Origin of the sequence: Nonomuraea sp. NPDC049625 (assembly GCF_040675285.1) — a bacterium.
Taxonomy (GTDB): Bacteria; Actinomycetota; Actinomycetes; order Streptosporangiales; family Streptosporangiaceae; genus Nonomuraea; species Nonomuraea angiospora_A.
In genome coordinates this window covers 58,372-76,352 of record NZ_JBFAOQ010000021.1, presented here as the reverse complement: position 1 = coordinate 76,352, position 17,981 = coordinate 58,372, and the positions used below count along the sequence as shown (strand labels likewise).

Annotated in this window: 22 protein-coding genes; 8 read left to right on the top strand and 14 right to left on the bottom strand. The window is 69.4% G+C overall.

What is annotated here, in order from left to right; translation table 11 throughout:
• Window positions 1–101: 101 nt before the first annotated feature.
• Window positions 102–1,637 carry a penicillin-binding transpeptidase domain-containing protein gene (locus tag AB0J87_RS54395; RefSeq protein ID WP_363981747.1) on the bottom strand — a complete coding sequence of 512 codons (1,536 nt, stop codon included), beginning with the start codon at window positions 1,635–1,637 and terminating at the stop codon, window positions 102–104.
• 50 nt (window positions 1,638–1,687) lie between these two features.
• Between AB0J87_RS54395 and AB0J87_RS54390 the strand changes: the two genes are divergently transcribed.
• The 6 genes from AB0J87_RS54390 (at window position 1,688) to AB0J87_RS54365 (ending at window position 5,358) form a co-directional block, all read left to right on the top strand.
• Window positions 1,688–2,509 carry a fused MFS/spermidine synthase gene (locus AB0J87_RS54390; RefSeq protein WP_363981744.1) on the top strand — a complete coding sequence of 274 codons (822 nt, stop codon included), beginning with the start codon at window positions 1,688–1,690 and terminating at the stop codon, window positions 2,507–2,509.
• A 97-nt stretch (window positions 2,510–2,606) separates the two neighbouring features.
• Window positions 2,607–3,545 (top strand): SPFH domain-containing protein, encoded by a 939-nt coding sequence (locus tag AB0J87_RS54385; RefSeq protein ID WP_363981741.1) that lies wholly within the window; start codon window positions 2,607–2,609, stop codon window positions 3,543–3,545.
• The gene (locus tag AB0J87_RS54380) at window positions 3,545–3,811 is read left to right on the top strand and encodes a hypothetical protein (RefSeq protein WP_363982047.1); all 267 of its coding nucleotides are present in this window, start codon (window positions 3,545–3,547) and stop codon (window positions 3,809–3,811) included. The genes AB0J87_RS54385 and AB0J87_RS54380 overlap by 1 nt, the downstream gene beginning before the upstream one ends.
• Window positions 3,780–4,421, top strand: coding sequence for a GPP34 family phosphoprotein (locus tag AB0J87_RS54375; RefSeq protein ID WP_363981738.1), 642 nt, complete (start codon window positions 3,780–3,782; stop codon window positions 4,419–4,421). The genes AB0J87_RS54380 and AB0J87_RS54375 overlap by 32 nt, the downstream gene beginning before the upstream one ends.
• Before the next feature lie 41 nt (window positions 4,422–4,462).
• A complete protein-coding gene (locus tag AB0J87_RS54370; RefSeq protein ID WP_350728179.1) occupies window positions 4,463–5,002 on the top strand; it encodes a MarR family transcriptional regulator in 540 nt (179 codons plus the stop codon).
• Window positions 4,999–5,358 carry a hypothetical protein gene (locus AB0J87_RS54365; protein WP_357741199.1) on the top strand — a complete coding sequence of 120 codons (360 nt, stop codon included), beginning with the start codon at window positions 4,999–5,001 and terminating at the stop codon, window positions 5,356–5,358. Before AB0J87_RS54370 ends, AB0J87_RS54365 begins: the two co-directional genes overlap by 4 nt.
• Here AB0J87_RS54365 and AB0J87_RS54360 read toward each other — a convergent pair.
• The 10 genes from AB0J87_RS54360 to AB0J87_RS54315 all read right to left on the bottom strand — a co-directional run bounded on the left by AB0J87_RS54360 (window position 5,351) and on the right by AB0J87_RS54315 (window position 13,269).
• Complete coding sequence (locus AB0J87_RS54360; protein WP_363981733.1) at window positions 5,351–5,680, bottom strand: nuclear transport factor 2 family protein; 330 nt, start codon at window positions 5,678–5,680, stop codon at window positions 5,351–5,353. The two genes, AB0J87_RS54365 and AB0J87_RS54360, sit on opposite strands and share 8 nt — an antisense overlap.
• Window positions 5,677–6,762, bottom strand: coding sequence for a low temperature requirement protein A (locus AB0J87_RS54355; protein ID WP_363981730.1), 1,086 nt, complete (start codon window positions 6,760–6,762; stop codon window positions 5,677–5,679). Before AB0J87_RS54355 ends, AB0J87_RS54360 begins: the two co-directional genes overlap by 4 nt.
• Window positions 6,763–6,812: 50 nt before the next feature.
• Window positions 6,813–7,385, bottom strand: a complete 573-nt coding sequence (locus AB0J87_RS54350; protein WP_355199512.1) for a superoxide dismutase family protein — start codon at window positions 7,383–7,385, stop codon at window positions 6,813–6,815.
• Between the two features lie 95 nt (window positions 7,386–7,480).
• Window positions 7,481–7,741 carry a 4a-hydroxytetrahydrobiopterin dehydratase gene (locus AB0J87_RS54345; RefSeq protein ID WP_185067795.1) on the bottom strand — a complete coding sequence of 87 codons (261 nt, stop codon included), beginning with the start codon at window positions 7,739–7,741 and terminating at the stop codon, window positions 7,481–7,483.
• A gap of 9 nt (window positions 7,742–7,750) precedes the next feature.
• Entirely contained in the window at window positions 7,751–8,596 is an 846-nt protein-coding gene (locus tag AB0J87_RS54340; RefSeq protein WP_363981726.1) for a carbohydrate ABC transporter permease, read from the bottom strand.
• Complete coding sequence (locus tag AB0J87_RS54335; RefSeq protein WP_350728185.1) at window positions 8,597–9,511, bottom strand: sugar ABC transporter permease; 915 nt, start codon at window positions 9,509–9,511, stop codon at window positions 8,597–8,599.
• A gap of 4 nt (window positions 9,512–9,515) precedes the next feature.
• Window positions 9,516–10,955 (bottom strand): N-acetylglucosamine/diacetylchitobiose ABC transporter substrate-binding protein, encoded by a 1,440-nt coding sequence (gene ngcE / locus AB0J87_RS54330; RefSeq protein ID WP_363981723.1) that lies wholly within the window; start codon window positions 10,953–10,955, stop codon window positions 9,516–9,518.
• A 175-nt stretch (window positions 10,956–11,130) separates the two neighbouring features.
• Complete coding sequence (locus AB0J87_RS54325; protein ID WP_363981720.1) at window positions 11,131–12,048, bottom strand: hypothetical protein; 918 nt, start codon at window positions 12,046–12,048, stop codon at window positions 11,131–11,133.
• On the bottom strand, window positions 12,045–12,587 hold the full coding sequence (locus tag AB0J87_RS54320; protein ID WP_355199516.1) for a sigma-70 family RNA polymerase sigma factor: 543 nt from the start codon (window positions 12,585–12,587) through the stop codon (window positions 12,045–12,047). Before AB0J87_RS54320 ends, AB0J87_RS54325 begins: the two co-directional genes overlap by 4 nt.
• Window positions 12,588–12,918: 331 nt before the next feature.
• Window positions 12,919–13,269: a helix-turn-helix domain-containing protein gene (locus AB0J87_RS54315; RefSeq protein ID WP_363981717.1), complete on the bottom strand. Its 351-nt coding sequence runs from the start codon at window positions 13,267–13,269 to the stop codon at window positions 12,919–12,921.
• A 54-nt stretch (window positions 13,270–13,323) separates the two neighbouring features.
• Between AB0J87_RS54315 and AB0J87_RS54310 the strand changes: the two genes are divergently transcribed.
• On the top strand, window positions 13,324–13,926 hold the full coding sequence (locus AB0J87_RS54310; protein ID WP_363981714.1) for an NAD(P)-dependent oxidoreductase: 603 nt from the start codon (window positions 13,324–13,326) through the stop codon (window positions 13,924–13,926).
• Here AB0J87_RS54310 and AB0J87_RS54305 read toward each other — a convergent pair.
• On the bottom strand, window positions 13,920–15,128 hold the full coding sequence (locus AB0J87_RS54305) for a DUF4032 domain-containing protein (protein ID WP_363981711.1): 1,209 nt from the start codon (window positions 15,126–15,128) through the stop codon (window positions 13,920–13,922). The two genes, AB0J87_RS54310 and AB0J87_RS54305, sit on opposite strands and share 7 nt — an antisense overlap.
• A 64-nt stretch (window positions 15,129–15,192) precedes the next feature.
• Here AB0J87_RS54305 and AB0J87_RS54300 point away from each other — a divergent pair, with 64 nt between their 5' ends.
• A complete protein-coding gene (locus tag AB0J87_RS54300) occupies window positions 15,193–16,719 on the top strand; it encodes a DUF885 domain-containing protein (protein ID WP_363981708.1) in 1,527 nt (508 codons plus the stop codon).
• Here AB0J87_RS54300 and AB0J87_RS54295 read toward each other — a convergent pair.
• On the bottom strand, window positions 16,714–17,349 hold the full coding sequence (locus AB0J87_RS54295; protein ID WP_350728193.1) for a class II aldolase/adducin family protein: 636 nt from the start codon (window positions 17,347–17,349) through the stop codon (window positions 16,714–16,716). The two genes, AB0J87_RS54300 and AB0J87_RS54295, sit on opposite strands and share 6 nt — an antisense overlap.
• 41 nt (window positions 17,350–17,390) lie before the next feature.
• A complete protein-coding gene (locus AB0J87_RS54290; protein WP_363981704.1) occupies window positions 17,391–17,975 on the bottom strand; it encodes a TetR/AcrR family transcriptional regulator in 585 nt (194 codons plus the stop codon).
• Window positions 17,976–17,981 lie beyond the last annotated feature (6 nt).

Sequence of the window (17,981 nt, the reverse complement as noted above, 5' to 3'; positions counted from 1 at the left end):
TTAGGGTCGCCTTCTCACCGACCCCAAGGTGCTCGCGGTCAGGGGCCGGGGGCCTTTGAGGGAAAAGGCGGAGGCGTCCGCCGGAGGTGGCCTTTCGCAGCTCAGAGGCCGCTGAAGAAACGCGCGGCGATGGGGACGGCGGCCTGCCGGCCCGAGCCGCCGTGCCGTACGAAGACGCAGAAGGCCAGGTCGTCCCGGTAGCCAATGAACCACGCGTGCGACAGTTCCTCGTCCGGCACCTCGGCCGTCCCCGTCTTGCCCGCCACGCCCGCCGGCAGCCCCATGTCGCTCGCCGTGCCGTGATCGACCACGGCGGCCATCATGTCCCTGAGCGAGGTCACGATCCCCTCGTCCATCCGCATGTCCTTGTGCGGGATGCCGTCGATCCGGCGCACCTCCGCGTCCGACAGCAGCCGGGGCGAGCGCCAGGTGCCGCTCTGGACGGCGGCGGCGAGCGCGGCCATGCACAGCGGCGTCGCGACCACCTGGCCCTGGCCGATCGCGTCGAGGCCGAACATGTCGGGATCGTCGGTTTCCTGCATGGCCCCGCAGGTGCCGCCGATGCCGGTCGCGATCTGCCGGCTGAACCCCCACTCGTCCGCCGTCTCACGCAGTTGGTCCGCGGTGAGCCTGGTGGTGGCCTGCTCGACGAACGTCGTGTTGCACGAGTACGCGTACGCGTCGGTGAAGCTGATGAACCCGCGGTCCACCTCGCCGTCGTTCTTGAAGGGCGCGTGGAACGGGATGGTGTACGTGCCGGGGCACCGGACCTCCGCCGCCGGGTCGAGCCCGCTCCCGAGCAGCGCCGCCGCCGTGATCGTCTTGAAGACGGACCCCGGAGGGAAGACGTCCCGGACCGCGCTGTAGTTGTTCTTGAGCCGGTCGGCCAGCGCCAGGATCTCGCCGGTGCTCGGCCGGATGACGACCATCGCGGAGTCGTCGACCCCGTCCAGCGCCCTGGCGGCCGCCGCCTGCACGGGGCGCGACAGCGTGGTGCGCTCGACGTCCGCCTTGGGCAGGCGGGTCAGCAGCTGCCTGGCGGGCTGCCCCGGCGCCTTCGACACCAGCTCCCAGCCGCGGGACGACGACCCGAACTCGGGTTTGAGCTGATTGAGATAGGCGTCCGCGTAGCTGTCGTTCGGGATCCGCTCGCCCTCGCTGGTGACCAGCTCGGTCACCGACGCGTCGACCTCGTCCAGTTCCAGCGTGCCGCCGTCCTTGAGCAGGGGGTGCAGCGTCTCTGGGGCCCACAGCACCTTCCAGGCCCGGTCCCGTACGCCGAGCCGCAACGTGCTGTCGAACGGCCACGCCCCGAGGTCGGCGAGCTGCCGCACGCCGGCGAACGGCACCTCGGCGGCCCCCTCCCCTGTGCTCTTCAACCGCCCGGGGGTCAGCCGGATGGACTCGATGTGCAGGTCCTCCGTCAGCCGGTGATGCCGGACGGCGAAGTCGGCCGGCGGCTGGTACACCAGGCGCGCCATGCGCGACACGTCACCCTTGCCCCAGGCGTCGAAGTAGTCCGCAGCGGTCTGGGAAGCGCTCCCCTTGACCCGGTTCGACGCCGCGACTGCGAACGCACCCGCCCCAACTACCGCGACAAGTGCGATAACGAGCACAATCAGCCTTCGTCGTCGCATACGGTTTCTCCCAGGAGGGGATCAGCGTGGCACGAGGACAACGGGAACCGATGCCCGGCGTGTATCCGGTGACGTTCGGCGAGGTCGAGCTTCTCCGTGACCTGGACCGGCAGGACGGCTGGGTGCTGTCCAAAGATGGCGTACCTCAGTCGTATGTTGATCTTCAAGACCCGACATTTCTGGAATTTGAGTATGTACGACTCATGGCGGATGTGATCGACCTTTTGTCGGAAGGACCGCTGAGCTGCGTACACGTGGGCGGCGGCGCCTGCACCATCCCCCGCTACGTCGCCTCCACCCGGCCCGGCTCCCGCCACATCGTCATCGAGCCGGACGGCCTCCTCGTCAATCTGGTACGCGAGCAACTGGACCTGCGTTCGGTGCCCCGCCTGAAGGTCATCGTGGCCGGGGGCCGCGAGGGCACCGCCAAGGTGTGGGACGACTCGGCGGACCTGGTGGTGCTGGACGCCTTCACGGGGGCGACGATGCCCGTCGACCTGGCCACGACCGAGTACATGGGGGACATCGCCAGGATCCTCCGCCCGGACGGGACCCTCCTGATCAACCTGGCCGACGGCAAGGGCCTGGCCTTCGCCAGGCGCCTGCTCGCCACGGTGACCGGCACGTTCGGCCACGTGGCCCTGCTGGCGGAGCCGGGCATCATGCGCGGCCGCCGCTTCGGCAACCTGATCGTGGCCGCGTCCCGTACGGGCCTGCCGCTGGACCTCCTGACGCGGCGCGCGGCGGGCGGGCTGACGCAGGCGAGATGCGTGCACGGCGAGGCTTTGACGAACTTCATCGCCGGCGCCGCCCCCATCAAGGACGGCGACCCGGTCCTCGCCCCCGTCCCCCCGCCCGCCGTCTTCGGCTGACCGGCCGATCCTCCCGAGTCGAGGCCTCTTCCCCGTGCACCCGAAAAGTGATATCACTTTGATAGCAGACAAAGTCAGCTAGAAAAGGGGACGGGCGATGACAGACACATCGTTCGAAGGGACCGTCGTGGACATGCCGGCGCCGCACACCAGCGAGCACCCCGTCCGGGCGGCCAACGGATTCGTGCTGCTGGGGGTCGCGGTGGTGCTGATCCTGGGCGGGGCGGCGTTACTCGCGCTGGGGATCATCATGCTCGCCGGCGGGGCCGGGCAGTCCGGCGCGTGGGTGGTGGTGGCGGCCCCCCTCGTGGTCCTCGCGGGCGCGACGCTGTGCTGCGGGCTCACCGCCGTGGCGCCGGGCGAGGCCAGGGTGGTGCAGCTGCTCGGCCGGTACGTCGGCACCCTGCGGACGCCGGGCTTCCAGTGGGTCAACCCGTTCACCCTGCGGCGGCGGGTGTCCACCAGGATCCGCAACCACGAGACCGAGGTGACGAAGGTCAACGACGCGGACGGCAACCCGATCCAGATCGCGACCGTGGTGGTCTGGCAGGTACAGGACACGGCGCAGGCGGTGTTCGAGGTGGATGACTTCGTGGAGTTCGTCGCCATCCAGGCGGAGACGGCGGTGCGGCACATCGCGGGTGTCTACCCGTACGACGCGCACGGCGAGCCGCGGCTGTCGCTGCGGGACAACGCCGACGAGATCAACGAGCGGCTGTCCGCGGAGATCGGCGCCAGGGTGGCCTCGGCCGGGGTGAAGGTCATCGAGTCGCGCATCATCCACCTGGCGTACGCGCCGGAGATCGCCCACGCGATGCTCCGCCGCCAGCAGGCCGGCGCGGTGGTGGCGGCCCGGCAGCGGATCGTCGAGGGGGCGGTCGGCATGGTCGAGATGGCGCTGGCCAGGCTCGCCGAGCACGACGTGGTCGAGCTCGACGAGGAGCGCAAGGCGGCCATGGTCAGCAACCTGCTCGTGGTGCTGGTCGGCGACCGCGACACCCAGCCGGTGGTCAACACCGGCACGCTCTACCAGTAATCGCCGTGGAGCGGAAGAAGATCCTGCTGCGGCTCGACCCGGTGGTCCACGACGCGCTGGCGAAGTGGGCCGCCGACGACCTGCGCAGCACGAACTCGCAGATCGAGTTCCTGTTGCGCAAGGCCCTCTCGGAGGCCGGTCGCCTGCCCGACAGCGTGGGGCGCATGCGCCCCCGCGGGCGCCCGCGCAAGGCCCCGGAGACGGAAGAAGCCCTGGAAGGAGGGGAGACGGCGGATGGAACCGCGGACGACGACGCAGCAGGGTGAGCCCTGGCCAAGGTCGGTTTTCCTGCTGGCCTTCGACCTCCGCAAGGAACGGCCGACCAACCGCCGCCGGCTGGGCTGCCTCCTGCGCGCGGCGGCGCTCGCCGAGCTCATGACGAGCGGCAGCCTGGCGGACGAGTCGGGCAAGGCGCGGGCGGTCACCGCACCCGCCGCCCCCGGCCGGCTGCAGGCGGCCGTCTGGGAGCAGATCGCCGGCTCTCCGCCCCGGTCGTGGGCGAGCTGGATCCGCAAGGACCACGCGCAGGCGTACCGGCTGGTCCGCGACGAGCTGGAGGCCGCCCGGCTGGTCCGGGTGGAGCGCCACCGGGTTCTGCTGTTCCCGGTCGAGCGGGTCACGCCACGCAAGCCACACCTCTCGCGCAGGCTCGTCGAGCGCGTCGCCCGCGCGGTCCACGGCGGCCGGACCGTCAGCCGGCTGAGCCCGGACGTCCGCGCCCTGGCCGCGCTGGCCGCGGCGGCCCAGCTCAAGACGGTCCTGCCCGGCCGGGAGTGGCGCCGCCACCAGCACAGGGTGGAGCAGCTGTCGGCGCCCATCGAGCCGATCACCACGGCGCTGCGGAAGAACCTGCAGGCCGCCGAGAGCGCCGGTTGAGTGGCGATTTATGGAAGTACGTAATAAAGTGTGGCTTCATTATGAAGCTAGAACATGATGACACCGGATTGCTCTACGACCCCAACGCCAGAGCCGCCATGAGCCGGCTCGCCGGCGACGACACCCTCACCTTCGAAGCCGCCGCCGCCGTCCGCACCGCCTTCCAGGCCATCGAGCGCATGCGCGCCCACGGCAGCGAGGGCCGCGGGCTCAGCTCCGGGGCGATGGACCTGCTGTTGCGGCTGAGTGACGCGGACGACGACGGCGTCAGCATCGGCGAGCTGGCCCAGTCGGCGGGCGTGAGTTCGAGGAACGCCACCGGCCTCGTCGACACCCTTGAGAAGGACGGGCTCGTGCAGCGGGTCCAGGACCGGCGCGACCGGCGGTCGGTGCTGGCCCGGATCACCCCCGAGGGGCGGGCCTGGATCGAGGCGTTCAGGAGGCCGTCGCAGCTCGCCATGGCGGCGATCTTCCGCGGGTTCTCCCCCGAGGAGCTGACGTCGCTGCGCCACCTGTGCCTGCGGCTGGCCGGCAACCAGCAGCGGCTGGCCGAGCACCTGGCCGCCCAGGAGGCCCGATGAGCGCGCGCGAGGTCGTCAGGGCCTATCACGACGCCCGCTTCCGGGGCGCGGTCGAGGAGGCGGCGGCGCTGGTCGGCGAGCCGTTCTCGTTCAGGAGCCCGTTCATCTCCTCCGCCGACCCGGCCGGGCACCTGGCGGGGCTGGAAGGCTTCCTGCGGGTGGTGACGGAGGTGGAGATGATCAGCGAGCTGTACGGGGAGTCGGAGGCGACGCTGGTCTACGACGTGCACACGGCGACGCCGGCCGGGATCCAGCGCACGGCCGAGCACTTCCGCCTTCGCGACGGGAAGATCAGCACGATCATGCTGATCTTCGACGCGGCGCCGTGGCAGCCGATGGCGGCCGCGATCAGGTGACGGGCGCGGCGGCCGCCGTCTGCCGCCAGATCCTGCCGTCCCTGACGACCAGGGTGCCGTACGTGGTGACGCGGTTCCCGGCGATCGTCATCAGGGCGTTGTAGAAGATCACGTCGTCGGTCGTCCGCACCGAGACGATCTCGTCCACCTTGGGCTCCGCCGAGAGGTACGCGCTGAACAGGTCCCTGATCTCGGCGGGGCCCCGGGCGACGCGGTCGAAGCGGACGACCGTGGCGTCGTCGTGATACTGGCCCAGCAGCGCCTCCAGGTCGCGGTCGGCGATGGCGGCCAGCTGGCGGTCGAACAGGTCCTTGGCGGTCATGCGACACCTTCCGGCTGCGGGCGGAACAGGTCGTACGCGACCTGCGCCGCCGCGTACAGGATGATCAGGGGCAGCGCGGCGGCCACGGGAAGCGCCGAGGTGGCGAGCGTGAGCGCCGCCGCGCCGAGGCGGATGGCGCCCGCCCGCCGGTCGGACGAGCACAGGTGTTGCAGGCCGAGCACGGCGAGCACCACGGCGGCGGGCAGCCCGAAGGACCAGCTCGACGAGGACGGGTCCATGATCGCGTGTTCGATCCCGATCCCGAACGCCACCAGTCCCAGCGAAAGCGGCAGATGCGAGTAGACCCACACCTGTCCGGCCAGCCGGGTACGCAGCACGACGGACTCGTCGGTGTGGCCGAAGTACAGCCACCAGAAGCCCATCGCGATCGCCACCCCGGCCAGGGCGATCAGCAGCGTGCCCGGCGTCACGTCGTGGCCCTTCAGCCCGAGGACGACCGCCGCCACGACCTCGCCCAGGACGATCACCACGAACAGGCCGAAGCGCTCCGGCAGGTGCTCGGACTGCGGCGGCAGCTTGCCCTGGGCCCGCCGGGTCAGCAGGGGCGTGACGAGGTCGATCGCGAGGGCGACGGCCCAGAACGCGTAGCGCTGGGGCGGGTCGACGGCGAGCGAGGCCAGCCAGATGAGCACCGCGACCGTGAACCCGATGGCGTAGCGGGTCGTCAGGGGCCGGGCCTCGGGCACGTGGCGACCGGCGCGGACGTAGGCCACGATCAGCAGCACCCTGACCACCGCATACGCGATGGCGAAAAGTCCGGAACGCTGCTCGATGTCGCTCACGCTCGCCGCCATGGCCGCCACGGCCAGGATCTGCGGCAGCGCGAGCAACCGGTGGCTGACGTCGTCGGTGTCGAACCTGTTGGCGTAGAAGACGTAGCCCAGCCAGGCCCACCAGATCGGTACGAACAGGCCCACGAAGGCCGGCAGGCTCGTGGGGAGCACATCGGCCAGTTCGGCCACGGCGACGACGAAGACGAGGTCGTACAGGAGCTCCAGCCAGGTCGCCCTGCGGTGCGCGTCTTCGAACAGCCGTAATCTGGGTGGCTGCCACTGGGTCACAACTACACCTTCCGTTATGTAATTGTGTAATTATGCCCTTGGCTGGGTGGTTACGACACCTTTTTAAGGGTCAGGCAGGCCACGCGGTCGCCCGCCGTACCGACCTCCGGACCTGAGGTCTTGGTGGCCTTGGCGTGGATGACGAGCGAACCGGGCAGTTTGGCCGGGTCGAGGACCCAGTCGTTGCGGGCGGACGAGCGGCCCGCGCCCTCACCGTTGGTGGTGAAGTCGAGCCAGACCTCGCTGGCCGGGCTGATCTCGCCGGCCTTGTGCTGGTAGTGCGGCCCCGCCTCGTCGGGCTTCTTCCCGCAGGGCTTGACGTGCAGGTGGGCGCCGTAGTGGCGGTTGGGGAGCAGGCCCTCGACGACGAGGGTGGTGCGGGTCTGGCCGTCGGCCGACTCGACGTGGGCGCTGCCCTGGGCGCCCTGCGGGACCAGCTTGCGGTCGTAGACGATGGCGGCGGTGTCGGAGGCGGTGAACTCCCCCTCGCCGGACAGCCTGATCGCCGCGCTCGTGGCCCCCTCGCTGGGGCCCTCGCTGGGACCCATGGCCTGCTGGAGCGGGGCGGGCGGGCCCGCGCAGGCTGCGGTGAGCATGATGAGCAAGAGTGCGGGCACGCGCATGAGACCCTCCATGGTTCGAGCCCCTTCGACAGGAGGGCTCCGGGAGGGCACCCACTCTAACGAGTAATCGAGCTACTACGGTGAGTATTCAGCGGTTAGGCGCCGTGTTTCGCCGCGATGTCATCGATGACGGCCGCCAGCGTGAAGTCGAGGTCGGTGAGCCCGCCCGCGTCGTGGGTGGTGAGGACCAGGTGGAGAGTACGCCAGCGGATGTCGATGTCGGGGTGGTGGTTGAGCTCCTCGGCCTTGACCGCGATCTCGTCGACGATGCGGATGGCCGTGGGGAAGTCGGGCGCCTCGATCGTGCGCCGGATCTCGTCGCCCTCGCGCCGCCATTCGGGCAGGTTCTCGCTCATGGCGCCACGTTACTTCAGCGCCCCCGAGCCGAGCCCGGACTGGATCTGGCGTTGGAAGATAATGTAGACGACCATGACCGGCAGGATCGTCATGCTCAGCGCGGCGAACAGACCCGGCCAGTCCGCCTCGTATCCGGCCAGGGTGGAGATCTTGGCGATGCCCTGGGTGAGGACCCATTTGTCCGGGTCGCCGGCCAGGAGCACGAGGGGCAGCAGATACTGGTTCCACTGGCCCAGGACGTTGAAGATGGTGATGCTGATCAGGCCGGGCCGGGCCATGGGCACCATGATCTGGAAGAACGTCCGGGTGTGCGAGGCGCCGTCGATCATCGCCGCCTCGGCGACGGTCTCCGGCAGCGTCCGGAAGAACGCCGCCAGGAAGAAGACGGTGAAGGGCAGGGAATAGGCGATGTAAACGAGAACGAGCCCGACGTGGGAGTTCAGCAGGCCCAACTGCTTGACGACGAAGAAGAGCGGCCCCAGGGCCAGGAACACGGGAAACGCCAGCCCGGCCACGAAGTAGTAGTAGATCAGCCTGTTGCCGATGAAGGTGTAGCGGGCCAGCACGTACGCCGCCATCGACCCGAACAACATCGTGCCCGCCGTGCCGAAGAAGACGACGACCACGGTGTTGAGCATGTACTGCCCGATGTGCGCCTTGTCCCAGGCCCGGCCCCACGAGTCCAGCCGCAGCGCCCCCGGGAGTTGCAGCGGGTCGCCGAAGATCTCTGTGTTGTTCTTGAACGACGCCAGGAACGTCCACAGCAGCGGCAGGATGATCAGTAACGCCCAGACGGCCAGCGCCACGTGCGAGAGCCCGTTGAGCACGCCGGGCCGCGGCCTGTTTCTGGCCATCTAGAGCTCAACCCTTTCACGCCTGGTCGTCCGCAGTGTCAGCACGGCGAAGGTCACGGTGAGGAAGAACAGCGCCACGCCCATCGCGGAGGCGTATCCGACCTTGTTGTAGGCGAAAGCCGTTTTGTAGATGGTGACCGGGAGAATGGTCGTGGCGCCGTCCGGCTCGCCTTTGTCGCCGGCCAGCACCTGCACCAAAGCGAATCCGTCGAAGGCCGCGATCCCCAGGTAGATCCAGCCGACCTGGATGGTGTCGCGCAGCAGCGGCAGCGTTATCGAGAAGAACAGCCGGACGCGTCCGGCGCCGTCCAGCGCGGCGGCCTCGAAATAGTCCTTGGGAATGGCCGCCATGCCCGCCGAGAACAGCACCACGTAAAAGCCGACGCCCTGCCAGATCATCACCGCGATGATCGACCAGAGGGCGAGGTCGGGCTCGGTGAGCCAGCCGACGGGCTCGGCGCCGAACCTGGCCAGCACGCCGTTGATGACGCCGTCCGCGTCGGGGCGGTAGACCGCCTGGAAGAGCACGCCCACCACGGCGACGGCCAGGACCTGGGGGAAGAAGAACACCACCCGGTAGAACTTCGACCCCCAGACCCCTCTCATGCCCGCGCCGCGCGTGCCGCCGCCCAGGTTCAGCAGGAACGACAGGAACAGCGCGATGACGATCGTCGCGATCGGCAGCACGAGCAGCATGATCCCGTGGTTGCGCAGGGCCTGCCAGAACACCTCGTCGTCGAACAGCCGGCCGAAGTTGTCCAGCCCCACGTACCGCACGATCGAGCTGTATCCGTTCCAGCTCGTCAGGGAGAGCTGGAACGCCTGGACATAGGGGCTGATGACGAAGACCGAATAGAGCGCCAGGGGGACGACGAGAAATCCGGCGACGAACCCGTACTTGCGCAGCCGCTCCATCTGCTCACTGGCTCCGCGTCTGCTTGGCGACCGCGTCGTCCTTCTTGATCTCGTCGGCCTTCTTCTGCATGTTCGCGCAGAACCTCTCCGGGGTGATGCGCCCGGCCATGACCACGTTGATCTGCTGGGTGCCGTAGTCGAACAGCTCCTTGTACCAGCCCTCGAAACGCGCGTCGGTGATGATGTTCTGGCCGGCCGCGTCCTGGGCCTTGGCGGCGCTCATCAGTCCGGCGGGCAGGTCGAGTCCGGCGGCGGCGCCGTTCACCACGGTGAGGTTCTCGGTCTTCTCCGTGAATCCGCGCGCGCCGTCCTTGGACAGCATGATGCGCAGGTATTCGAGGCCGCCCTGCGGATTCTTGCCCTTGGCCGCGACGACGAAGTTCTCGCCGACGCCGACCTGGATGGCGCCGTACGGCATCTTGTCGGCGGCGGTGACGTCGGGAATGGGGGCGATGGCGTATTCGAAGTCGTCGGGCTTGTCCTTGGCCATCTCGTTCTCGACCCAGGAGCCCACGGGGTAGAAGAGCAGCTTGTTCTGGAGCTGCTTGACCTGGGTCTGGGTGTGGTCGAGGCCGAAGTACGCTTTGTCGCCATATTTCGCCTGGATGTCCACCCAGGCCGTGACCGCCTGCTTCATCGGCTCGGCGTTCCAGGCGTTGTCGACCAGGTTGTCGATGTCGATGATGACCTGGTTCCCGCCGATCTTGGCGGCCGTGTAGAGGACGTTCCAGAGCTGGTAGTACGGGCCCTTCTGCCCCGGGTACGCGAAGAGCAGGATGCCTTCCTGCTTGGCCGTGTCCCCCAGCGCCGTGAACTCGGCCCACGTCCTCGGCAGCGACCACCCCTTGGACGCGAACAGCTTGGCGTTGTACCAGAGCGCGCGGTGGGAGACGGTGTAGTTCAGGACGAGGTCCTTGCCGTTGATCTTGGCGTTGTCGATCACGGCGGGGGTGACGGTGTCGCGGATCTTCTTGGCCGGGTCGTCGATCGACGGGGCGTCGAAGAGCGCGGTCAGGTCGGCGAGGTGGTTCTCGGCGGCCAGCGCGGCCAGGTCCATCGAGTCGGGGCCGGAGTTGTTGAGCACGTCGGGCACGTCGCCGCCGGCGAAGCGCGGGCGTAACTGGGTGCCGATCTGCTGGGTGGCGTTGTGCTTGATCGACACGCCGGGGAACTCCTTCTTGTAGAGCTCCTCGTGCAGGTCCTTGGCGTACGCGTCACCGTACCCGCCGCTGAAGATGACCACCTCCAGCGGCTTCTTGGGGTCGACGCCGAACGGGTTCTTGCTGTCGGCCGAGGCGGTGATGCTGGGGGCGGCCGACGGCTCGCCGCCCGTGCCGGCCGTGGCGCAGGCGCTCAGGAGGCCCGCACCGGGGCCGGCGACGAACGCGGTCATACCGAGGCGGCGCAGCAGCTGACGCCGAGTGATCTCGCCCGGATGGGTCATGGGGGGCTCCTGAATTAGGAAAGTTTCCTAAACGTTTGCCCGAACGTACGAACGGCCGCCGACACGCGTCAAGGGGGCGCAATCGAGACGTGACCTTGCCGTGTTCCCTGCCGTGATCCACTCGCCTGGCCAGATGCCAGCATCGCGGACGAGAGTGTGGACGGCAAGAGCGGGCTCAGTCCTTCCACCAGTCGGGATCGTCGAACACGGCGGATTTGGGCAGCGACCCCAGCGGCACCCCGGGACCGGCTTCGACCGACAGCCGGACGGTGTCGGACGCGGTCTTGCTGGCAAAAGCGACGGTCCAGTCGTCCTTGACGTACGCGGCGTCCACTTTGTACCCCTCGCCGCTGCCGTCGGGACTGGTGGTCCACATCACCACGTACGTGATCTTCAGCCCGAGCTTTTCCATGTCGGCCCTGACCTCGGAGACCCGCTTGCCGTGAGCCTTGTAGCCGTCGATCATCCCGCCGTCGGAGGGCGGAGAGATCTGGCCCTGGGTGGCATAGCGCTCCCCCGGCGCGGCCGGTCGGCCGATCCCGAAGATGACCTTTCCCTTGAAGTGGATGGGGATGGAGACCGTGCCGCACCAGGCGGATGCGCAGTCCTCGGTCCATGATCCGCTCACGCCCGTACCGGGCGGGAACTCTCCGTCCATGATCGGGCCGACCAGCTCCCCCACGTCCTCCGGCGCCACCGGCGCCTTCTTCACCTCGGCGTCCAGCCCGACCGCCCGGAACGCCTCCGTGAACTGCGCCGCCTCGGCCTCGGGATCGTTGATCGCCACCTCCAGGTAGTCGTCGCCCGCCTTGACCGAGACGGCGGCGTTGGCGTACTCGGTGACGGGCCCGCCGAACGGCACTCCGACGACGAGCACGGCGGACGCGGCGACCGCCACCGTGGCAAGCCCGAGCCACCGTCCTCTGCGCGGGGAACGCCTGCGCACCGGCACCCGTTCCTCGGCCATGATCGACTCCATCAGCGCCCGCGCCCCCGCGCCGGACGCCTGCCCCACCGGGTCCCCGGCCAGATCCTCGTCCCGTACGCGGGCGAGCTCGGCGATGTTCACGGGCTGCTCCCTTCGGATGCTCACAGGCTGCTCCCTTCGATCGCGACGGCATTCGAGTACTCGACCCCGGCCTCGGCCAGGCCACGGGCGAAGCGTTTTCGCGCACGGAAGAGCCTGACCCGCACGGCGTTGCGCGAGATGCCGAGGATCTTGGCGATCTGACCCGGATCCAGCCGCTCCCACGCGACGAGAGCGAGCAACTCCCTGTCGTCCCCGGACAGGGCCCGGAACACCTTGCCCATCTGCGAGAGGTCGTCGCCGGGCAACTCGGCGACGAGCGGCGAGGCGGCCAGCTGCTCGCGCAGGGCGGCGGTGCGCTGCTCATGCCGCCGCTCACCGCGCCGCTGGTTGGCCAGCACCTTCCTGGCCACCCCGAAGAGCCACAACCTCGCCTCGTCGCCTTCGGGCACCTCCTCTATCCGGCGCCACGCGACCATGAACGTCTCCGCGACGACGTCGGCCGCGTCGTCCGGGTCCGGGCATCGGCGTAAGGCGTATCCGAGCAGTTGGGGGTATGCCGCTTCGTATATCGCCTCGAACCGGCTTTCGGGATCGGCTCCCATCCGTTCTCCTCACTGTGGTCCACCACCACTCACCCCATGTCCGGATTCCCGCCCCCATTACCGACCCTCCTCGACTACGGAAGCGCGCGAGGGGGCGGTGGAGCCGCGGCGGTGCGCGGTGAGAGGCGGGCGGCGCGTGGGCGGCGGGCGCTCCGACGACGCGAGGCTGCGACGGCGAGCGGCGATGGCGGGCCGTTGAGGGGCGGGTGCGCTGGCGAGGAGCCGACGGTGCGGTGGTGAGGAGCGGGGACGAGGGGTGAGGGACGGGCGGTGAGGTGGTGAGGAGGTGGGGTGGCGAAGGGGGTGGGGCGGTGAGGGGGCCGGGTGGAGGTTAGGCGGATTGGGTGCGGTGGGTGAGGATTTCGGTTATGTGGTTCTCGGCCCATGCCGCCACCGCCGAGATCGGCTCGTGCAGTGAGCGCCCCAGGGACGTCAACTCGTACTCCACCCGCGGCGGCACCTCCGCGAACACCTCCCGCGTCACCAGCCCGTCCGTCTCCATGGCCCGCAGCGTCTGCGTCAGCACCTTGGGGGTGACCCCGCCGATCCGACCCCGGAGGGCGGTGAAGCGCATGGGGCCGTGGGCGAGGCTGAGGAGTACCAGCACCGACCATTTATCGCCGATCCGATCCAAAACCACCCGGGTCGGGCAGTTAGGGTCGAAGACATCGCCAGTATCCATAAGGTACTTATAGCACGATGAAGTAACCAGTATCCGATGGATACTCTGGCGCACATGAAGATCCTGCTCTTTGGCGCGACCGGCATGATCGGCCAGCGCATAGCCGCCGAGCTCGCGAATCGCGGCCACCAGGTGACCGCCGTCAGCCGCAAGGGCCCCGTCAAGGGTGACGTCCACGACGCCGCCACCCTGGCCAAGGACTACGACGCCGTCGTCTCCGCCATCGCCCCGCCCCGCGACGGCACCGAGCCCGAGCCGCCGTTCCTGGACGCGAACCGCGCGCTCATCGAGGGCGTGCGCGCCGCCGGCGTACGCAGGCTGATCGTCGTGGGCGGCGCCGGCAGCCTCCAGATCGCGCCGGGACAGGACCTGGTCGACACGCCCGGCTTCCCGGAGCTCTACAAAAAGGAGTCCAAGGCCCAGAGGTCGGCCCTCGGCCTCTACCGGGAGGTCGAGGACCTGGACTGGACGTACATCTCACCGGCCGCGGAGATCGCGCCGGGCGAGCGCACCGGCGTCTACCGCATCGGCGGCGACACGCTGCTCGCCGACCGCGAGGGCCGCAGCTTCATCTCGGCCGAGGACTACGCGGTCGCCGTCGCGGACGAGCTGGAGAACGGCGCCCACCCGCGCAAGCGCATAACTGTGGCCTACTGAGCCGCCTCCTCCGGGAGCAGCGCCTTCTCGTCGGGCTTGTGGACGAGCACGTTGTCCACGTACGACTTCACGGCCGCGGCCAGCCCCACGTCCGCGCCCGTCTCCTCGGACAGGTACCAGCGGTGGTCGAGTATCTCGTGGAAGAGCTGCGCGGGCTCCAGCTTGCCGCGCAGCTCCGCGGGGATGGCCTCGACCGTCGGCTGGAATATCTCCGCCAGCCACCGGTGCGCCACGATGGCCTCGTCCTCGTGCCGCAGCCCCTTGGCCACCCGGAACCCGTCGAGGTCGTTGAGCAGCCGCCGCGCCTGGTTCTCCTCCACGTCGAGCCCGGTCAGCCGGAGCAGCCGCCGCTGGTGGTGGCCGGAGTCCACGACCTTGGGCCGTACGATGAGCCGCCCGGTGCCGACCTTGCGCCGCACCATCATCTCGGCCACGTCGAAGCCGAGCAGGTTCAGCCGGCGGATCCGCTGCTCCACGCGGTGCCAGTCGACCTCCTCGATGATCTCGCTCTGGGTGATCTCATCCCACAGGCGGTGGTAGCGGGTGACGATGTCCTCGGCGGTCTCCATGGGGTCGATGGACGGGTGCAGCAGCCCGCCGGCCTCCAGGTCGAGCATCTCGCCGAAGATGTTCGTGTGCGCGGTGTCGATGTCGGCCAGCCGCTGCCCCTCGCTGATCATCGGGTGCATCTCGCCGGTCTCGGCGTCCACCAGGTACGCGGCGAAGGCCCCAGCGTCCCTGCGGAACAGCGTGTTGGACAGCGAGCAGTCGCCCCAGTAGAACCCGTTCAGGTGCAGTCGCACTAACAGCACGGCCAGCGCGTCCAGCAGGCGGGTGAGCGTGTCGGGCCGCAGCGTGCCCGACATGACGGCGCGGTACGGCAGCGAGAACTGCAGGTGCCGGGTGATCAGCGCCGCGTCCAGCCCTTCCTCGCGGCCGGTCACGTAGGCGACGGGCTCCACGGCGGGCGCGTCGAGGCGGGCCAGGTCCCACAGCAGCTGGTATTCGCGCTTGGCGTACCGTTCGCTGATCTCCTTGATCGCGTACACCTTGCCGGACAGCCGGGCGAACCGCACCACGTGCCGTGAAATGCCGCGCGGCAGATCGACGAGATGGTACTGCGGCCAGTCTTGGAGGGGGACCTCCCAAGGGAGGCGGATCAGGTCAGGGTCGCCTAGCGCGCCAGTGATCTGCAGGGGCATTTCCACAGGATATGGTGCATTGGTGGACGAGTTTCTCAAGTGGTACTTTTCCGACCGTCCCGTCGTGGCCAGCTTACTGGGGGCCGACGGTTATGATCACACCCTCGGCGACTTCACGGCCTCCGGCTGGACCGCCCGCGAGCGGGAAGAGGCCCGCTGGCTCGACCGCCTCTCCTCCCTCCGAACGGCCACCCTTGACGACGCCATCGACAGAGATCTGGTCCTCTCCCAGCTGAGAGGCTCGACCGCGCTCGCCTCCTGGCCCGAGTGGCGGCGTGACCCGGCCGTCTACCTGTCCGCGATCTTCTCCTCCATGTACACGCCGTTCCAGCGGCGCCTCAAGCCGGAGCCCGAGCTGGTGTCCTCGGCCGTCTCCCGCCTGGCCGAGGTGCCCGGCGTGCTGGCCGCCTGCCGCGCCAACCTCGACCCCGAGCTGGCCGCCCCGCTGCTGATCAAGCGCGGGCTCGGCCAGGCCCGCACCGGCCGCAACTTCCTCACGCGTACGATCCCGTCCATGGTCGAGGACCCCGACCTGGCCGCCAAGCTGGCCGAGGCCGCCGAACCGGCCGCGCGGGCGTTCGACGAGCTGGTCGCCTTCCTCGAGGGCTTCGAGTGCGGCGGCACCTGGCGGATGGGCGAGAAGCTCTACTCCACACTGCTGCGCGAACGCGAGATGCTCGGCTACGGCGCCGCCGAGCTGCACGAGAAGGGCAAGGCCGCCTGGGCCGAGCTGGACGCGCGGATGCGCCAGGTGGCGCTGCGGGTCAACGGCGGCGAGGACTGGCGGGCGGCGATGGAGTTCCTCATGGACGACCATCCGCCGACCCTGGCCGACATGCGGGCCGAGTACGCGGCCGAGACCCAGCGGGCCAGGGAGTTCGTGCGGGAGCGGGACCTGGTCACGTTCGCCGACGGCGAGGAGTGCGACGTGCTCCCGTCCGCCGAGTACACCCGTCCGGTGCTGTCCGTCGCCCACTACCTGGCGCCGCCCCCGCTGAGCGCCTCGCGCAAGGGCGTCTTCTTCGTCCCCTACACGCCCGACGACTTCACCCCCGAGCAGGTACGCCAGCGCCTCCGTACGAACTCGCGGGCCCAGATGCCCTCGATCGCCGTGCACGAGGCCTACCCGGGGCATCACTGGCACCTGTCGTACATGGCGGGCAACCCCCGTACTGCCAGGAAGGTCTTCCGCACCCCGTACTTCACCGAGGGCTGGGCCCTGTACGTGGAGAAGCTCCTGCACGAGCAGGGCTACTTCGACACCCCCGCCACCGAGCTGGCCCACCTGGACTGCCGGATCTTCCGCGCCGCCAGGATCGTCGTGGACACCGCGCTGCACTGCGAGGACATGTCGATCGAGGAGGCGGAGACGTTCATGGCGACCAGGGCGTCGCTGTCGCCGGGCACCGCTCAGGGCGAGGTGAACCGCTACTGCGCGTGGCCCACGCAGGCGCCCTCCTACCTCACGGGCGCGATCGAGATCGACCGCATCCGGGAGTCGTTCCAGGGGTCGCTGAAGGAGTTCCACGACCGGATCGCCGGGTCGGGCGGGCTGCCGCTGGGCCTGGCGGAGCAGGCGGCGCTCTCATAGGCGACGAGGGAACGTCGGGGGGTTCAGCGCGCGCTCGATCACCGCGTTGAGCTGCTCGTTCGTGAGGACGGCCGGCTTGCCCACGCTGAGCCCCCGGACGTAGACCTCGCACAGCCACTCCAGCAGCCGGGTGGCCTCGAACGCCTCCTCCAGCGTCGCCCCGACGGTCACCCCGCCGTGGTTGGCCATCAGGGCGGCCTTCTTGCCCTCCATCGCCGCCCGGACGTTGGCGGCCAGCTCGGGCGTGCCGTAGGTGGCGTACTCGGCCACCTTGACCACGCCGCCGAGCAGCAGCGCGTTGTAGTGCACGGGCGGCAGCTCGGTCATCGTGGTGGCCACGATCGTGCCGAACACCGAGTGCGTGTGCACGATGGCCTTGGCGTCCGTGGTCGCGTAGACGGCCAGGTGCATGGGGGTCTCGCTGGACGGCTGCAGGTCGCCCTCGACGAGGTAGCCCTCGACGTCCACGACCGGGCACATCTCCGGGGTCAGCCGGTCGAGCGCCGCCCCCGAGGGGGTGACCGCGACCAGATCCCCCTCGCGCACGCTCAGGTTGCCGGACGTGCCGATGACCAGGCCGAGCTCGACCGCGCGCCGGCCGTACTCGCACAACTGCTCGCGCAGGCTCATGCGCGGCAAATGTAGTCGGTCGTCCGAAATACATCAACGGGTCACAAACGATCCAGCGCCTGGAGCATGAGGCGCTCGACGTCGACGCGCCTGAGCCGGCCCGGGTAGAGGAGCAGGTGCAGGCTGAGGCCGTCGACCAGGGCGAGCAGGTGCTCGGTGAGGTCGTCCAGGTTGTCGTCGGTGCGCAGCTCGCCGGCCGCACGGGCCTGAGCCAGCAGGTCGCGTACGGCGGCGCGCAGCTCGTCCGCCTCCGTGCGCTGGACGTCGGCCAGGCGCTCCGAGGCCAGGCTGCGGCTCCAGAAGCTGACCTCCAGTCGCGACTCCTGGGTGCGCTCGGCGTCCAGCGGCAGGTTGTCCAGCAGCAGCTCGCGCAGCGCGGCCAGCCCGGTCGCGCCCTCGACCTTGCGGGTCAGCCGGTCGCGGATGCGCTGGTGCGACTGGCGCAGCGCCGACAGCAGGATCTCGTCCTTGTCGGCGAAGTAGTGGGCGAGCACGCCGTTGGAGTATCCGGCCTCCTTGGCGATGGCCCGCGTGGTGGCGGCGTCGATGCCGTCCCTGACGATCACCCGGCGGGCGGCTGACAGGACCTCGCGCCGGCGCTCGTCGTGATCGACGATCTTGGGCATCGGCTC

Excerpts from the sequence above, each read along its gene's own strand:
- AB0J87_RS54395 (WP_363981747.1), bottom strand. The coding sequence starts at position 1,637 with ATGCGACGACGAAGGCTGATTGTGCTCGTTATCGCACTTGTCGCGGTA.
- AB0J87_RS54390 (WP_363981744.1), top strand. The coding sequence starts at position 1,688 with ATGCCCGGCGTGTATCCGGTGACGTTCGGCGAGGTCGAGCTTCTCCGT.
- AB0J87_RS54385 (WP_363981741.1), top strand. The coding sequence starts at position 2,607 with ATGACAGACACATCGTTCGAAGGGACCGTCGTGGACATGCCGGCGCCG.
- AB0J87_RS54375 (WP_363981738.1), top strand. The coding sequence starts at position 3,780 with ATGGAACCGCGGACGACGACGCAGCAGGGTGAGCCCTGGCCAAGGTCG.
- AB0J87_RS54370 (WP_350728179.1), top strand. The coding sequence starts at position 4,463 with ATGAAGCTAGAACATGATGACACCGGATTGCTCTACGACCCCAACGCC.
- AB0J87_RS54365 (WP_357741199.1), top strand. The coding sequence starts at position 4,999 with ATGAGCGCGCGCGAGGTCGTCAGGGCCTATCACGACGCCCGCTTCCGG.
- AB0J87_RS54360 (WP_363981733.1), bottom strand. The coding sequence starts at position 5,680 with ATGACCGCCAAGGACCTGTTCGACCGCCAGCTGGCCGCCATCGCCGAC.
- AB0J87_RS54350 (WP_355199512.1), bottom strand. The coding sequence starts at position 7,385 with ATGCGCGTGCCCGCACTCTTGCTCATCATGCTCACCGCAGCCTGCGCG.
- AB0J87_RS54345 (WP_185067795.1), bottom strand. The coding sequence starts at position 7,741 with ATGAGCGAGAACCTGCCCGAATGGCGGCGCGAGGGCGACGAGATCCGG.
- AB0J87_RS54340 (WP_363981726.1), bottom strand. The coding sequence starts at position 8,596 with ATGGCCAGAAACAGGCCGCGGCCCGGCGTGCTCAACGGGCTCTCGCAC.
- AB0J87_RS54335 (WP_350728185.1), bottom strand. The coding sequence starts at position 9,511 with ATGGAGCGGCTGCGCAAGTACGGGTTCGTCGCCGGATTTCTCGTCGTC.
- ngcE (WP_363981723.1), bottom strand. The coding sequence starts at position 10,955 with ATGACCCATCCGGGCGAGATCACTCGGCGTCAGCTGCTGCGCCGCCTC.
- AB0J87_RS54320 (WP_355199516.1), bottom strand. The coding sequence starts at position 12,587 with ATGGGAGCCGATCCCGAAAGCCGGTTCGAGGCGATATACGAAGCGGCA.
- AB0J87_RS54315 (WP_363981717.1), bottom strand. The coding sequence starts at position 13,269 with ATGGATACTGGCGATGTCTTCGACCCTAACTGCCCGACCCGGGTGGTT.
- AB0J87_RS54310 (WP_363981714.1), top strand. The coding sequence starts at position 13,324 with ATGAAGATCCTGCTCTTTGGCGCGACCGGCATGATCGGCCAGCGCATA.
- AB0J87_RS54305 (WP_363981711.1), bottom strand. The coding sequence starts at position 15,128 with ATGCCCCTGCAGATCACTGGCGCGCTAGGCGACCCTGACCTGATCCGC.
- AB0J87_RS54295 (WP_350728193.1), bottom strand. The coding sequence starts at position 17,349 with ATGAGCCTGCGCGAGCAGTTGTGCGAGTACGGCCGGCGCGCGGTCGAG.
- AB0J87_RS54290 (WP_363981704.1), bottom strand. The coding sequence starts at position 17,975 with ATGCCCAAGATCGTCGATCACGACGAGCGCCGGCGCGAGGTCCTGTCA.